The 14,214-nt window shown below is 69.0% G+C and carries 16 protein-coding genes and 1 tRNA gene; 10 read left to right on the top strand and 7 right to left on the bottom strand.

Features of this window, described 5'->3' with window-relative positions:
* Nucleotides 1–2 precede the first annotated feature (2 nt).
* From thiD to LYSCAS_RS12095, 4 genes are read right to left on the bottom strand one after another with little or no spacing between them, the layout of a single operon-like run.
* Entirely contained in the window at nt 3–809 is an 807-nt protein-coding gene (gene thiD / locus LYSCAS_RS12080) for a bifunctional hydroxymethylpyrimidine kinase/phosphomethylpyrimidine kinase (protein ID WP_213434279.1), read from the bottom strand.
* Nucleotides 810–813: 4 nt separating this feature from the next.
* Entirely contained in the window at nt 814–2,211 is a 1,398-nt protein-coding gene (locus LYSCAS_RS12085; RefSeq protein WP_213434280.1) for a PhoH family protein, read from the bottom strand.
* A complete protein-coding gene (locus LYSCAS_RS12090; RefSeq protein ID WP_213434281.1) occupies nt 2,208–2,702 on the bottom strand; it encodes a peroxiredoxin in 495 nt (164 codons plus the stop codon). The genes LYSCAS_RS12085 and LYSCAS_RS12090 overlap by 4 nt, the downstream gene beginning before the upstream one ends.
* Entirely contained in the window at nt 2,702–3,265 is a 564-nt protein-coding gene (locus tag LYSCAS_RS12095) for a glycine cleavage system protein R (RefSeq protein WP_213434282.1), read from the bottom strand. Before LYSCAS_RS12095 ends, LYSCAS_RS12090 begins: the two co-directional genes overlap by 1 nt.
* Before the next feature lie 135 nt (nt 3,266–3,400).
* On the opposite strand from LYSCAS_RS12095, the gene dapA reads away from it, so the two are divergent.
* Both dapA and LYSCAS_RS12105 read left to right on the top strand, forming a co-directional pair.
* The gene (gene dapA / locus LYSCAS_RS12100; protein WP_213434283.1) at nt 3,401–4,306 is read left to right on the top strand and encodes a 4-hydroxy-tetrahydrodipicolinate synthase; all 906 of its coding nucleotides are present in this window, start codon (nt 3,401–3,403) and stop codon (nt 4,304–4,306) included.
* A 16-nt stretch (nt 4,307–4,322) separates the two neighbouring features.
* The gene (locus LYSCAS_RS12105; protein WP_213434284.1) at nt 4,323–4,832 is read left to right on the top strand and encodes a hypothetical protein; all 510 of its coding nucleotides are present in this window, start codon (nt 4,323–4,325) and stop codon (nt 4,830–4,832) included.
* A 73-nt stretch (nt 4,833–4,905) separates the two neighbouring features.
* On the opposite strand, the gene fdxA is transcribed toward LYSCAS_RS12105, so the two are convergent.
* Nucleotides 4,906–5,229 carry a ferredoxin FdxA gene (fdxA, locus tag LYSCAS_RS12110; RefSeq protein ID WP_213434285.1) on the bottom strand — a complete coding sequence of 108 codons (324 nt, stop codon included), beginning with the start codon at nt 5,227–5,229 and terminating at the stop codon, nt 4,906–4,908.
* Between the two features lie 94 nt (nt 5,230–5,323).
* A tRNA-Glu gene (locus LYSCAS_RS12115) sits at nt 5,324–5,399 on the bottom strand.
* A gap of 143 nt (nt 5,400–5,542) precedes the next feature.
* Between LYSCAS_RS12115 and pcnB the strand changes: the two genes are divergently transcribed.
* The 6 genes from pcnB to pgi all read left to right on the top strand — a co-directional run bounded on the left by pcnB (nt 5,543) and on the right by pgi (nt 11,084).
* Entirely contained in the window at nt 5,543–6,889 is a 1,347-nt protein-coding gene (gene pcnB, locus LYSCAS_RS12120) for a polynucleotide adenylyltransferase PcnB (RefSeq protein WP_213434286.1), read from the top strand.
* Nucleotides 6,890–6,893: 4 nt separating this feature from the next.
* On the top strand, nt 6,894–7,376 hold the full coding sequence (folK, locus tag LYSCAS_RS12125; RefSeq protein ID WP_213434287.1) for a 2-amino-4-hydroxy-6-hydroxymethyldihydropteridine diphosphokinase: 483 nt from the start codon (nt 6,894–6,896) through the stop codon (nt 7,374–7,376).
* Nucleotides 7,377–7,380: 4 nt separating this feature from the next.
* On the top strand, nt 7,381–8,211 hold the full coding sequence (gene panB / locus LYSCAS_RS12130) for a 3-methyl-2-oxobutanoate hydroxymethyltransferase (protein WP_213434288.1): 831 nt from the start codon (nt 7,381–7,383) through the stop codon (nt 8,209–8,211).
* Nucleotides 8,211–9,065 (top strand): pantoate--beta-alanine ligase, encoded by an 855-nt coding sequence (gene panC, locus LYSCAS_RS12135; protein ID WP_213434289.1) that lies wholly within the window; start codon nt 8,211–8,213, stop codon nt 9,063–9,065. The genes panB and panC overlap by 1 nt, the downstream gene beginning before the upstream one ends.
* A 104-nt stretch (nt 9,066–9,169) precedes the next feature.
* Nucleotides 9,170–9,550, top strand: coding sequence for an aspartate 1-decarboxylase (gene panD / locus LYSCAS_RS12140; protein ID WP_213434290.1), 381 nt, complete (start codon nt 9,170–9,172; stop codon nt 9,548–9,550).
* 10 nt (nt 9,551–9,560) lie between these two features.
* A complete protein-coding gene (pgi, locus tag LYSCAS_RS12145) occupies nt 9,561–11,084 on the top strand; it encodes a glucose-6-phosphate isomerase (protein WP_213434291.1) in 1,524 nt (507 codons plus the stop codon).
* Here pgi and queG read toward each other — a convergent pair.
* Nucleotides 11,055–12,155, bottom strand: coding sequence for a tRNA epoxyqueuosine(34) reductase QueG (gene queG, locus LYSCAS_RS12150; protein ID WP_213437818.1), 1,101 nt, complete (start codon nt 12,153–12,155; stop codon nt 11,055–11,057). The two genes, pgi and queG, sit on opposite strands and share 30 nt — an antisense overlap.
* A gap of 47 nt (nt 12,156–12,202) precedes the next feature.
* Here queG and LYSCAS_RS12155 point away from each other — a divergent pair, with 47 nt between their 5' ends.
* Nucleotides 12,203–13,699: an NAD(P)H-hydrate dehydratase gene (locus tag LYSCAS_RS12155; RefSeq protein ID WP_213434292.1), complete on the top strand. Its 1,497-nt coding sequence runs from the start codon at nt 12,203–12,205 to the stop codon at nt 13,697–13,699.
* On the top strand, nt 13,699–14,181 hold the full coding sequence (gene tsaE / locus LYSCAS_RS12160; RefSeq protein WP_213434293.1) for a tRNA (adenosine(37)-N6)-threonylcarbamoyltransferase complex ATPase subunit type 1 TsaE: 483 nt from the start codon (nt 13,699–13,701) through the stop codon (nt 14,179–14,181). Before LYSCAS_RS12155 ends, tsaE begins: the two co-directional genes overlap by 1 nt.
* The last annotated feature ends 33 nt before the right edge of the window (nt 14,182–14,214 follow it).

Genomic DNA, 14,214 nt, shown 5'->3' on the forward strand with positions numbered 1-14,214 from the left:
CGTCAGCGCGCCGCGCCGAAGTGATCCAGGACCACGATGTCGCCGCGGCCGGGGCGGTACCCCGACGCCAGCGCGCGATGCACGTAATCCGAGGCCGCGATGCAGGCCTCGCGCAGCGCGTCGCCGAGCGCCAGGCGCGCGGCGATGGCGGAGGCGAGCGTGCAGCCCGTACCGTGCGCTTCGAGTGCCAGGCGCGGATGCACGATCTCCTGCATGCCATGCGCATCGGCGAAGACATCCACGACCGCATCGCCCTGCGCCAGGTGGCCGCCTTTCAGCAGCACCGCACGCGCGCCGTGCGCGAGCAATGCACCGGCGGCGACATGCATCGATTCGACGTCGGTGATGCGCGCGCCGAGCAGCAATTCGGCTTCCGGCAGGTTCGGTGTCGCGATCGTCGCGCGCGGCAGCAGGCGCATGCGCAATGCATCGAGGGCGTCGTCGGCGAGCAGCTTCGCGCCCGACGTCGCCACCATCACCGGATCCAGCACCACCGGCACCGCGCAATGCGCCTCGAGCAACGCATCGACTTCGCGGATCACGTCGGTGGTCGCCAGCATCCCCAGCTTCACGACGCGGATGTCGAAATCGTCGAAGCACGCATCCACCTGCGCCCGCAGGAATTCCACCGGCGGCACGTGCACCGCCGTGACGCCGCGCGTGTGCTGCGCCGTCAATGCGGCGATCGCCGACAGCCCGTGCACGCCGTGCGCGGCGAAGGTTTTCAGGTCGGCCTGGATGCCCGCGCCACCGCCGGAATCGGATCCGGCGATGGTCAACGCGGAGACGCGTGCGCTTCCCTGCGCCATGGCCTCAGAGCACTTCGGAGGCGTAATCCGCCAGGCGCGAACGCTCGCCGCGACGCAGCGTCACGTGCGCGCTGTACGCCCAGCCCTTGAAGCGATCCACCGCGTAGGTCAGGCCCGAGGTCGTCTCGGTGAGGTAGGGCGTGTCGATCTGTTCGACGTTGCCGAGGCAAATGATCTTGGTGCCCGGACCGGCGCGGGTGATCAGCGTCTTCATCTGCTTCGGCGTGAGGTTCTGCGCCTCGTCGAGGATGAGGTAACGCGACAGGAACGTGCGCCCGCGCATGAAGTTGAGCGAGCGGATCTTGATGCGCGAGGCCAGCAGGTCGTTCGTGGCCGCGCGGCCCCAGCTGCCGCCTTCCTGGTTGTGCGTGAGCACTTCCAGGTTGTCGGTGAGCGCGCCCATCCACGGCGTCATCTTTTCCTCTTCCGTGCCGGGCAGGAAGCCGATGTCTTCGCCGACGCTCACGGTGGCGCGCGTCATGATGATTTCGCGATAGCGCTGCTGGTCCATCGTCTGCGCCAGGCCCGCGGCGAGCGCGAGCAGCGTCTTGCCGGTGCCGGCGGTGCCGAGCAGCGACACGAAATCGACTTCCGGGTCCATCAGCGCATTGAGCGCGAAGTTCTGCTCGCGGTTGCGCGCGGTGATTCCCCACACGTTGTGCTGGTTGTGGCGGTAGTCGTCGACGATCTGCAGCGTGATCTTCGCGTCCGTCACGCGCGCCACGCGCAGTTCGGCTTCTTCGTCGCCCGGCAGGTAGAGGAACTGGTTGGGATACCAGTCGTCCTCGTCGCGGCGCGCGATCTCGTAGAAGGTGCGGCCCTTCTCCGTCCACGAGCGCAGGTCCTTGCCGTGGATCGTCCAGAAGTCTTCCGGCAGCGCGGTGGCGCCGGTGTAGAGCAGGCTGAAGTCGTCGAGGGCGCGGTCGTTCTCGTAGTCCTCCGACACGATGCCGGCGATGGCGGCCTTGATGCGGAGGTTGATGTCCTTGGAGACGAAGACGATCGGCGTATCGGGTTCGTCTTCCTTCAGCGCCAGGATCGCGCCGAGGATGTGGTTGTCGGGGATCACCGCGCCGAAGCGCTTGCCCGCGTCGAAGTTGCTGGTCTGGAAGCGCAGGCGGCCCGCGCTCTCGGCGCCGCGCAGCTGCAGGCCGTTGGGGCGCGAGAGCGGGATGCCGTTGTGGACGTCGGCGACGCCCTGGGTCTCGATGAGTTCGTTGAGGAAGCGGCTGACCTGGCGCGCGTTGCGGCTGGCTTCCGACGTGCCTTTCTTGGCGTTGTCGAGTTCTTCCATCACCTGCATCGGCAGGTAGACATCGTGCTCTTCGAACTTGAACAGTGCCGTCGGATCGTGCATCAACACATTGGTGTCGAGGACATGGATGCGCTTGCTACGCGTCATTGAGGTTCCTGTTGGGCCTGTTGCAGAGCATCGAGGACGGCCTGTGCGTGGCCGGGGACTTTCACGCCGCGCCATTCGCGCGCGACGCGTGACGCCGGGTCGATGAGGAAGGTACTCCGATCGATCCCGATGTATTTCCTGCCGTAGAGTTGTTTCTCGCGGATGACATCGAACGCGGTGCACAGCACCTCATCCGCATCGCTGACCAGGTCGAAGGCGAAGCCCTGCTTCGTGCAGAAGTTCTGGTGCGAACGCGCCGAATCGCGCGACACGCCCAGAACATCTGCGCCGAGCTTGCGGAACTTCGGGAGCAGGGCGGAGAAATCCAGGCCTTCGGTGGTGCAGCCCGGCGTGCTGTCCTTCGGATAGAAGTAGAGGACGAGCCAGCGGCCGGCGTGGTCGGACAAGCGGCCTTCGCGCGGACCGTCCCTGCCGGCGAGCGCCAGCGGCGCATCGAGGAGCTTCCTGGACAGCGGCTTGGCTTTGGCCATCAGAACTTCATCGGATCCATGATCGCGTCGAGGTTGAGGTGGTCGCAGAACTCGAGGAAATCGTCGCGCAGCGCCGCGATGTGCATGTCCGAGGGAATGCCGATGGTGACCTGCGCGGAAAACATGTCGGCGCCGGTCTGCATCGCGCGGTAGCGCGAACAATGCAGCGATTCGATGGTGATGCCCTGGCGATCGAAGAAGTCCGCCAGCTGGAACAGGATGCCCGGCTTGTCCGCCGCCACCACCTCGACGATGTAGGGCAGCAGGTTGGACTGCACCTGCTTGGGGCCGGTGCGATAGAAGACGAGCTTGAGGCCTTCTTCCCGTTCGAGCCGGCCCAGCATCGTTTCCAGCTTGGCCACCGCGTCCCACGACCCCGTGGCCAGCGCGGTCACCGACACGTCGCGGCCCACCGTGCTCAGGCGCGCATCGACGAGGTTGCAGCCGCTGTCGGAAATGCGGCGGGTCACCGCCAGCAGCGGCGACTGCGGGTGCGTCGTGTACGCATTGATGAGCAGGTGGTTCTCGTTCGGCGCAGGAGGACGGGCGGGGGTTTCGGTCAAGGCGGCCTTCCGAGGTCTGAACGGCGTCCCGGACAAGACTCCGGGGCGCGGCCAGCATACTTGCCGCTGGTTTCACGCCGCAAGTAAGATCGCGACGGGCGGCACGCCCCCCACGCACGCAGCGAGCGTATCCACTTGCATCTTTCCGGCAGCATCACTGCGCTGGCGACGCCTTTCACGTCGACCGGCGAAATCGACCTCGACGCCTGGCGCCGTTTGCTTGAAGCACAGCTGCAGGCAGGCACGCAGGCCATTGTCGTCGCGGGTTCCACGGGCGAAGCGGCGGCGTTGTACGACGCCGAATACGACGCCTTGCTCCGCACGGCGGTCGACCTGGTCGCCGGGCGCATTCCCGTCCTCGCGGGCACGGGCCAGTCCAACACCGCGAAAACCATCGAACAGACGCGCCGCGCCGCCGCGCTCGGCGCCGATCTCGCGCTCGTCGTGACGCCGCCGTACGTGCGCCCCACGCAAGCCGGCCTCGTCGCGCACTACCGCGCGGTCGCCGACGACGATGCATTGCCGATCGTCCTGTACAACGTGCCGGGCCGCACCGGCTGCGACATGCAGGTGGAGACGGTGGCGGAACTCGCCGGTCATCCGCGCATCGTCGCGATCAAGGAAGCGGTGGCCGATCCCGCGCGCATGACCGCGCTGCTGCGCCTGCGCAATGCCAGCTTCAGCGTGCTCAGCGGCGACGATCCCACCGCTTGCCGCGCGATGCTCGCCGGCGCGGACGGCATCGTGTCGGTCGCCTCCAACGTCCTGCCCGTCGCGTTCCGTCGCTTGTGCGATCTTGCACGCGGCGGGCGTCGCGACGAGGCCGAAGCGCTCGATGCCCGCATGCAGCCGGCCTACGACTTCCTCGGCGTCGAACCCAATCCCATCCCGGTGAAAGCCGTGCTCGCGCATTTCGGCTACGGCCATGGCTTGCGCCTGCCGCTGCTGCCGTTGTCCGCGGCGCATGCCGTGCGCACGCCGGTCATCGCCGCCGACATCCAGACCCTCGAACACACCCTTCGCGATTCGCTCGCGGCCTGACAGGAGTTCCCCCGAAATGCGCGTCAATACGCTCGCACGCACGTTGTCCCTCGCCACCCTGGTCGTCGTCGCGGCCACGGGCTGCCACTGGTTCGGCAAGGACAAGGGCCCCTACGCGATGGCGCCGGAACAGCGTCCTCTCGAAGTGCCGCCGGACCTGGATCGCCCCGCCGTGGATGCCGCGATGAAGCTGCCGCCCACCGCTTCGGCCACCACGCCGGGCGCGCCGAACGCCGCCTCCGCCACCGCCGCCTCGCCGATCGGCTTCACGGTGCCGGGCGAACGCGATGCCGTGTTCGCGAAGGTGGGTGATGCGCTCGCCGCGACCGAAGGCGTGAAGATCGCGAGCAAGGCGCAGATCCTCGGCACGTACGACATCAACTACGCCGGGTCGGATTTCCTGGTGCGCGTGACGAAGGTCGAAGCCGGCGTGTACGTCTCGGCCGTCGACCCGCGCGGCCTGCCGGCCGCGGGCGAAGCGCCGCAGAAGCTGATGGCCGCACTGAAGGCCGCGCTCGGCGGTTGATCCGATTTCCCCCTCCCCCCTCGGGGGGAGGGCAGGGGGTGGGGACCCGCAGGTCGCCCGAATCCCGAAAAAGTTACCGCTCCAGCAACGGCAACTTGTCCGTCTTCCCTTCCCAGTCCTTCGCATCCGCCGGCGGATCCTTGCGCACGGTGATCACCGGCCAGGCCTTCGACAGGTCGGCGTTGAGCGCAACGAAGACCTCCTGTCCCGCCGGCACGTCGTCTTCCGGATAGATCGCATTGACCGGGCATTCGGGCTCGCACAGCGTGCAGTCGATGCATTCGTCCGGATCGATCACCAGGAAGTTGGGACCTTCGTGGAAGCAATCGACGGGGCACACCTCGACGCAGTCGGTGTACTTGCACTTGATGCAGTTGTCGGTGACGACGAAGGGCATGGCGTGTCGGCGTGGGGTCGGAGGCGGGGAAGTGTACGTCCGCGCGCGCGGATATGAAAAAGCCCGCGCCTTGCGGCACGGGCTTTCACGGATCTGGTACTCCCAACGGGATTCGAACCCGTGTGTCCACCTTGAGAGGGTGGTGTCCTAGGCCTCTAGACGATGGGAGCGAAGGCTTGGTCGGCGGGGGACGGGCACCAGGCCCCGGAAAAACAGGGCCCCCGCGGAAGGCTTGCTACTATACGGGCCGCCGTGGCCCCAGGCAACGGAACGACCTGCCATCCCGCCCTCATTCGCGGCCCTGCCGCAACCGATGTCCACGACGACCCCCATGACCCTGCCCAGTGCGCAACCGATCCTGCGCACGATCCCGCGCGATGCACACGCGATCTCGCGCAAGGACATCAGTCCGAATGCGCTGCGCGTCCTCTATCGCCTGCGTGAGGGCGGCTTCGGCGCGTTCCTCGTCGGCGGCGCCGTGCGCGACCTGCTGGTCGGCGGACATCCCAAGGATTTCGACGTCGCCACCGACGCCACGCCCGAGCAGGTGAAGGCGCTGTTCCGCAATTGCCGCCTGATCGGCCGCCGGTTCCGCCTGGCGCACGTCGTGTACGGCCGCGAGATCATCGAAGTGGCCACCTTCCGCGCCAACGTCGACGACGGCAGCGGCGATCGCGAAATGCACGAAGGCGGCCGCCTGCTGCGCGACAACGTGTACGGCACGATCGAGGAAGATGCGATCCGCCGCGACTTCACCGCCAACGCGCTGTACTACGCGATCGAGGATTTCTCGGTGCGCGACTACACCGGCGGTTTCGAGGACGTGCAGGCGCGCGTGATGCGGCTGATCGGCGATCCGGAAACGCGTTACCGCGAAGATCCCGTGCGCATGCTGCGCGCCGTGCGCCTGGCCGCGAAGCTCGACTTCACGATCGAACCCGCCACCGCCGCGCCGCTGCCCGCGCTCGCGCCGCTGCTGCGCGAATCCGCGCCGGCGCGCCTGTTCGAAGAAGCCTTGAAGCTCTTCCTCTCCGGCCATGCGGTCGCGAGTTTCGAACGCCTCGAACACCACGGCCTGCTCGCCGCGTTCCTGCCGGAGACCGCGCAGGCGCTCGCCAGCAATCGCAGCGGTGCCTTGCGCCGCATGGTGATCGAAGGCCTGCGCAGCACCGATGCGCGCGTGGCCAACGACGAACCCGTCTCGCCCGCGTTCCTGTTCGCCGTGCTGCTGTGGCCCGCGTATTGCCGCGATTTGATGGGCCTGCAGGCCTCGGGCGTGCACGCGGCCGAAGCGCAACGCCGCGCCGCCGATCGCGTCACGCTGCACCTGCTCAACACGATTGCGTTGCCGCGCCGCTTCTCGCTGCCGATGCAGGAAATCTGGCTGCTGCAGTCGCGCTTCAACCAGCGCCAGCGCAAGCGCGTGTTCCGCCTGCTGGGCCATCCGCGTTTCCGCGCCGCGTTCGATTTCCTCGTGCTGCGCCAGCACGCCTCGCCCGAGCACGCCGAAGACATCGCGTTCTGGACCGACGTGCAGTCGCAACCGGGCGAAGCGGTGGCCGCGCAGCTCGAAGCGCGCGCGATCGAAGCCGCCGAAGCCGAAGACGCACCGCGCAAGCGCCGTCGTCGTCGTCGCCGGCCCGAAGCGAGCGGCGGATAACCCCATGCTCGCCTGCGTCGGCCTCGGCGCGAACCTCGGCGATGCGAGCGCGACCGTGCAGGCCGCGTTGCAGGCGCTCGACGCGCTGCCCGACACGCGCCTGCTGCGCGCCTCGCGCCTCTACCGCACGCCGGCCTGGGGCAAGACCGACCAGCCCGAATTCGTGAACGCCGCAGCCGTGCTCGACACGCAACTCGACGCGCGCGCCCTGCTCGACGCGATGCTGTCGATCGAACGCACCTTCGGCCGCGACCGCAGCGCCAACGAACGCTGGAGCGCACGCACGCTGGACCTGGACCTGCTGCTCTACGGCGAAGACCGCATCGACGAACCCGGCCTGCACGTCCCGCACCCGCACCTGCACGAACGCGCGTTCGCGCTGGTGCCGCTGGTCGAAATCGCACCGGACGTCGTCATTCCCGGCCGTGGGCGCGCGGCGGACATCGTCGCCGCGATGGTCACCGGCGACATCCAGGCGCTAGGCTAGGGTCATGTACACCAGCAAAGACAGCAAGCCGGCGGACATGAAGCCCTGGACCGTGCCCATGCTGGCCGACGCCAAGCGCGAAGGCCGCAAGCTGGTGATGCTCACGGCGTACGACGCGGGCTTCGCGCGCGTGCTCGACGACAACGGCACCGACCTCGTGCTCGTCGGCGATTCGCTCGGCATGGTGGTGCAGGGACAGGACAGCACCTTGCCCGTCACCGTCGACGACATCGTCTACCACGTGCGGTGCGTGGCGCGCGGTTTGCGTCGCGCGTTGCTGATCGCCGACCTGCCGTTCGGTGCGGACGCCACGCCCGAACGCGCGCTCGATGCCTCGCTGCGTTGCCTGCAGGCGGGCGCGGGCATGGTCAAGCTGGAAGGCGCGGGCCACAAGCTCGAAGTCATCCGCTTCCTCGTCGAACGCGAGATCCCCGTCTGCGCGCACCTCGGCCTCACGCCGCAATCGGTGCTGCGCCTGGGCGGTTACAAGGTGCAGGGGCGCGAAGAAGCCGCGGCCGCACGCGTGCGCGAAGACGCAAAACTGGTCGAAGACGCCGGCGCCACGTTGCTGGTGCTCGAATGCGTGCCGTCGCCGCTCGCCGCGGCGATCACGGCGTCCGTGGCGATTCCCACCATCGGCATCGGCGCAGGCGCTGCGTGCGATGGGCAAGTGCTGGTGCTGCACGATTTCCTCGGCGTGAACACCGGCCATCGCCGCCCGAAGTTCGTGAAGGATTTCCTCGCCGAAGGCGGTTCGCTCGCCGGCGCGGTGCAGGCCTACGCCGACGCGGTGCGCAGCGGCGCGTTCCCGGACGCCGCGCACGCCTACGACTGATGATCGACACCGTCACCGCGCTCGACGAGTTGCGTTCGCGCGTCCGTGCCTGGAAGCGCGACGGCCTGCGCGTCGGCTTCGTGCCGACGATGGGCAACCTGCACGCCGGCCACCATTCGCTCGTCGCGCTCGCGCGGCAGCATGCGGACAGGATCGTCGCGAGCGTGTTCGTGAACCCGACGCAGTTCGGGCCGAACGAAGATTTCGCGCGCTACCCGCGCACGCCCGACGCCGATGCCGCCGGCCTCGATGCCGTCGGCTGCGACGTGCTGTGGCTGCCCAGCGTCGACGCGATGTATCCCTACGGCGCCGATGGCGCGGTGCGCATGCGCGTGCCGGGCATCACCGACGTGCTCGAAGGCGCGCATCGCCCCGGGCATTTCGACGGCGTGTGCACCGTCGTCGCGCGCCTGTTCAACCAGGTGCAGCCCGATGTCGCCGCGTTCGGCCGCAAGGATTACCAGCAGCTCGCGGTGATCCGCTACATGACGCGCGACCTCGCGTTCCCGATCGAATTGCTGGCGGGCGAGACCCTGCGCGAAGCCGACGGCCTGGCGATGAGTTCGCGCAACCAGTACCTCTCGGCGGAAGAGCGCCCGGTGGCGGCCCTGATCCAGCGCAGCCTGCAGCGCATGCGGGACGGCCTGCTGGCCGGCGCCGCGCGCGGGGCTGTGGAGGCCGAGGCCCGGGCCACACTGGATGCGGCCGGCTTCGAGGTCGATTACGCGGTCGTGCGCGCCCCGGACCTGGTCGACCCCGACGCGTCGCCCGGCCCCCGCGTGGCCCTGGTCGCCGCCCGCCTGGGCCGCACCCGGCTGATCGACAACCTGGAATTCACGACCGCGCGCGCCTGAATACGCGGCCGGGCCGTGCGGCCCCCTTTGTTGCAGCGCCACAAACCCCCACCTAGACTGCGCACCTTTCCCGGGCCGACCCGGCCGATCGCGGAGCCGTTTCCATGCAGCTCAACCTGCTCAAAGCCAAGATCCACCGCGCCACCGTCACCCACGCCGAGCTGCATTACGAAGGCTCGTGCGCGATCGACGGCCGGCTGCTCGACATTTCCGGCATCCGCGAATACGAGCAGGTCCACATCTACAACGTGAACAACGGCGCGCGTTTCGTCACCTATGCGATCCGCGGCGAAGAAGGCTCGGGCGTGATCTCGGTGAACGGCGCGGCCGCGCACATGGCGCAGCCGGGCGACCTGGTGATCATCTGCGCTTACGGCGCGTGCGACGAAGCCGAGGCGGCGAAGTTCAAGCCGACGCTGGTCTACGTCGATCGCCACAACGCGCTGACGCACACCAATCACTCGATGCCGAAGCAGGCTGCGTAAGCTGGGGCGCATGGACGCGACCCTCGCCACGCACTTCGCCACGCTCCGCGCGCACGCCGCGCGGTTGTCCGACACCTCGATCAAGCAGCTCGTCGACGCCGATCCCGCGCGCGCGACGGGCTGTGCGCTGCGCGTGGGCCCGCTGTACGCCAACTTCGCGCGGCAGCGTTACGACGGCGAGGCGCTCGATGCCTTGTTCGCGCTGGCCGACGCCGCGGACTTCGCCGGCGGCATGCGGCGGCTGGTCGACGGCGCGGAAGTGAATCCCACCGAACATCGCGCCGCGCTGCACACCGCGCTGCGCAGCAACCTCTCGCGTTCGCCCATCGCCACGGCCGCGCACGACACCGCGCTCGAAGCGCTCGAGCGCATGCGCGACGTCATCGAAACGTTGCAGGACACGCCGGTCTCCGACATCGTCAGCATCGGCATCGGCGGCTCGGACCTCGGCCCGCGCTTCGTCGTCGATGCGCTGTCGCCGCCAACGCCGGGCCGCTTCCGCGTGCATTTCCTCTCGAACGTCGACGGCGCCGCCGCGCAGCGCGTGCTCGCCACGCTCGATCCGAAACGCACCGCCGCGATCATGGTGTCGAAGACCTTCGGCACGCAGGAAACGCTGCTCAACGGCGCCATCGTGCGCGAATGGCTCGGCGACGACACGCGCCTGCTCGCCGTCACCGCGAACGTCGAACGCGCTGCGGCCTTCGGGATCCCGGAAGCGCGCATCCTGCCGATGTGGGACTGGGTGGGGGGGCGCTATTCGCTGTGGTCCGCCGTGGGCCTGCCGATCGCGCTCGCGCTGGGCATGCCCGCGTTCGAACAATTGCTGGCCGGCGCGGGCGAGATGGATGCGCACGTGCTCGAAGCACCGCTGCGCGAGAACCTCGGTGCCTGGCATGCGCTGACGGCGTTGTGGAATCGCAACGCACTCGGCTTCGCGTCGCAGGGCGTGTTCTCGTACGACGAACGCCTGAAGTTGCTGTCCGCGCACCTGCAGCAGGTCGTGATGGAAAGCCTCGGCAAGTCCGTGCACCTCGACGGCACGCCGGTCGACACCTCCACCGTACCGGTGTGGTGGGGCGGCGCCGGCACCGACGTGCAGCACAGCTTCTTCCAGGCGCTGCACCAGGGCACCGACATCATCCCGGGCGACTTCGTCGGCGTGACGCGCGCCGACCATCCGCATCGCGAAAGCCACCGTGCGTTGTTCGCCAACCTGCTCGCGCAGGTGGAAGCGTTCGCGAACGGGCAGGGCAGCGACGATCCGCATCGCCGTTACGCGGGCAATCGCCCGAGCACCTTGTTGCTGCTCGACGCGCTCACGCCGCGCAGCCTCGGCGCGCTGATCGCCTTGTACGAACACAGCGTGTACCTGCAATCGCTCGCGTGGGACATCAACGCGTTCGATCAGTTCGGCGTGGAGCTCGGCAAGCAACTCGCGAACGGCCTGCTGCCCGCGTTGCGCGGCCAGCCCGCGGAGATCGCCGATCCGGTGACGCGCGCGCTACTCGACGAGATCCAGCGCGATCCCTGAGTTGCGCGCGGCGTGTTGTTCGAGCGCCCATTCGACATGCTCGCGCACCACGGCGTCTTCGATCCCCGCGCGTGACTGCAACGCCCCCAGCACCGCCGGCGTCGTCGGTGCATTCCCCAACGCCACCGCGATGTTCCGCAACCACCGCGCATGCCCGCTGCGCCGGATCGCAGAGCCTTCCGTGCGCTGCAGGAATTCCGCTTCCGTCCACGCGAACAACTCGGGCAGCGTCGCCGTGTCCAGGTGGTTGCGCGCACGGAAATCCGGCTCGTCGGTCCGCTTCGCGAACTTGTTCCAGGGACAGACCAGCTGGCAATCGTCGCAGCCGAAGATGCGGTTGCCCATCAACGGCCGCAGTTCCGGGTCGATCGCGCCTTCGTGCTCGATCGTGAGGTACGAAATGCAGCGCCGCGCATCGAGGCGGTTGGGCGCCACGATCGCCTGCGTCGGGCAGATGTCGATGCAGCGCCGGCACGTGCCGCAATGCGCGCTGGCCGGTCCATCCACCGGCAGCGGCAGATCCACGTACACCTCGCCGAGGAAGAACCACGAACCGCCGTCGCGATCGATCAGGCACGTGTGCTTGCCGATCCAGCCCAGGCCCGCGTTGCGTGCGAGCGCGCGTTCCAGCACCGGCGCCGAATCCACGAACACGCGATGCCCGAAGGGGCCGATCTCCGCCGCGATGCGATCGGCGAGGACCTGCAACCGGTGGCGCATCAGCTTGTGGTAGTCGCGGCCCAGCGCGTAGCGCGCCACGTAGGCGCGCACCCCGTCGTCCAGCGTCGCCCACGCGGCGTCGTCGTCCTGTCCGTAATCGAGGCCCACCGAAATCACGCGCACGGTGCCGGGCAGCAGGTCCGCCGGGCGCGAACGCTTGTCGCCGTGGCGCGCCATCCAGTCCATCGAGCCGTACAGGCCCTGCGCCAGCCAGTCGCGCAGGTGGTCTTCGTCGGGCCCGAGCTCGATGCCCGAAAAGCCGCAGCGCTGGAACCCGAGCTCGCGCGCGATCGCGCGGATCCTGTCCGCGAGGGCGGCCAGCCGATCCGGGTCGTGCGTCGCGGTTTGCACCGCATTGGCCCCAGGGGAAGTCACGGCGCAAGTATAGAATCGCCACGATGCCGCCGACCCTCGCGCTCTTCGACACGAACGCCGCACGGACGCTGGACGTTCGCGCGACGGCCGAACTCGGCGGAGACGCCTTCGAACTGATGCGCCGCGCCGGCCGCGCCGCGTGGCATTGCGCGCTGCGCCACTGGCCGCAGGCGCAGCGCATCGTCGTGGTCTGCGGGCCGGGCAACAACGGCGGCGACGGGCACGTGCTCGCGCGCCTGGCGCTGGAAGCCGGGCGCAACGTGCGCGTGGTGCGCCTGGCCGAACATACGCCGCGCAGCCCCGCCGCCACGCGCGCCCGCGATGAATTCCGCGAGCGCAACGGCCGCACCGAAGCCTTCGTCGATGCCTTGCCGCCGGCCGACCTCATCGTCGATGCGCTGTTCGGCATCGGCTTCAAGCGCGCGCCCGAAGGCGCGTCGGCCGCGCTGATCGAGGCCATGAACGCGCATCCCGCGCCGTGCCTGGCGCTCGACGTGCCCAGCGGCATCGACGCCGATACCGGCGCGATCCGCGGCGTCGCCGTCGCCGCCACGCGCACGCTCGAATTCATCGTCCCCAAGCCGGGCCTGCGCACGGGCCAGGCGATCGACATCGCCGGCCGCCTGGAACTAGCGGAACTGCAACTCGCGCAACACTTGTTCGAAGGCGTCACGCCGGCCTGCGCGCAGTTATCGTCGGAAGCCTTGCGCAACGTGTTGCGTCCGCGGCGCCGCGACGCGCACAAGGGCATGGCCGGCCGCGTGCTGTGCCTGGGCGGCGACCACGGCAGCGGCGGCGCGATCATGCTGTGTGCCGAGGCCGCGATGCGCAGCGGCGCGGGCCTGGTGGATGTCGCCACGCGCGAGGCGCACGTCGCCGCGTTGTTGTCGCGGCGTCCAGAAGCCATGGCGCGCGCGGTGGAGCGCAGCGAAGACCTCGCCGCGCAGATCGAACACGCCACCGTCGTCGCCGTCGGTCCCGGCCTGGGGCAGGGCGTGTGGGGCCGCGTGTTGTTCGGCGCCGCGCTCGGCAGCGGCAAGCCGCTCGTGCTCGACGCCGATGCATTGAACCTGCTCGCTGCGCGCGAAAACGCCCCCGCGTTGCCGCCCGAAACGGTGCTCACGCCGCATCCGGGCGAAGCCGCGCGCCTGCTGCGATCGACGACGGAAGACGTGCAACGCGATCGTTTCGGCGCCGCGCAAGCGATCGCCGATCGCTTCGATGCCGTCGTCGTGCTGAAGGGCGCAGGCACGATCGTCGCTGCGCCGGGACGACGTTCCGCGCTCATCGGCGCAGGCAATCCCGGCATGGCCGTCGCCGGCATGGGCGATTTGTTGACGGGCGTGATCGCGGCGATGCGCGCGCAAGGCTTGCCCGCGTTCGATGCCGCGTGCATCGGTGCGTTGCTGCATGCCACCGCGGGCGACGACGCTGCGCGCGATGGCGGCGAACGCGGTTTGTTGCCGACGGATCTGTTGCCGCGCCTGCGGCGTCTTTCGAACGCGGAGATCGCACGCTGATGCGCCTGCACCTGCCATCGCCTGTTGCAACGGATCGCCTGGGTGCGGCACTCGCCGCGTCGCGTCCGCCGCGCGCGATCGTGCACCTGCGTGGCGATCTCGGCGCAGGCAAATCCACGCTCGCGCGTGCGTTGTTGCGTGCACTCGGTGTCACCGGTGCGATCCGCAGTCCGACGTACACGCTCGTCGAACGCTATCCGTTGCCGGAAGGCGGCGATGCGTTGCATCTCGACCTGTATCGCATCGGCGATGCGGGCGAACTCGAGTTCCTCGGCCTGGATCCCGCGGAAGGCACGTTGTGGTTGATCGAATGGCCGGAGCGGGGCGCCACCGCGCTGCCGCCGCCGGACCTGGCGATCGAACTGGCGCTGGAAGGCCCGGGCCGCTCCTTCGCCGCCACGGCCGGCACCCCGGCGGGGGCCGACTGGCTGCGCCGCCTGGGGGCCGATCCCGACTTGCGGACCTTTCCTGTGGCTGGCTAAGAGGAAGGGGCGGCAGGTCTCGGATTCATAAGG

The organism is Noviluteimonas caseinilytica (assembly GCF_018406605.1).
Classification (GTDB): domain Bacteria; phylum Pseudomonadota; class Gammaproteobacteria; order Xanthomonadales; family Xanthomonadaceae; genus Noviluteimonas; species Noviluteimonas caseinilytica.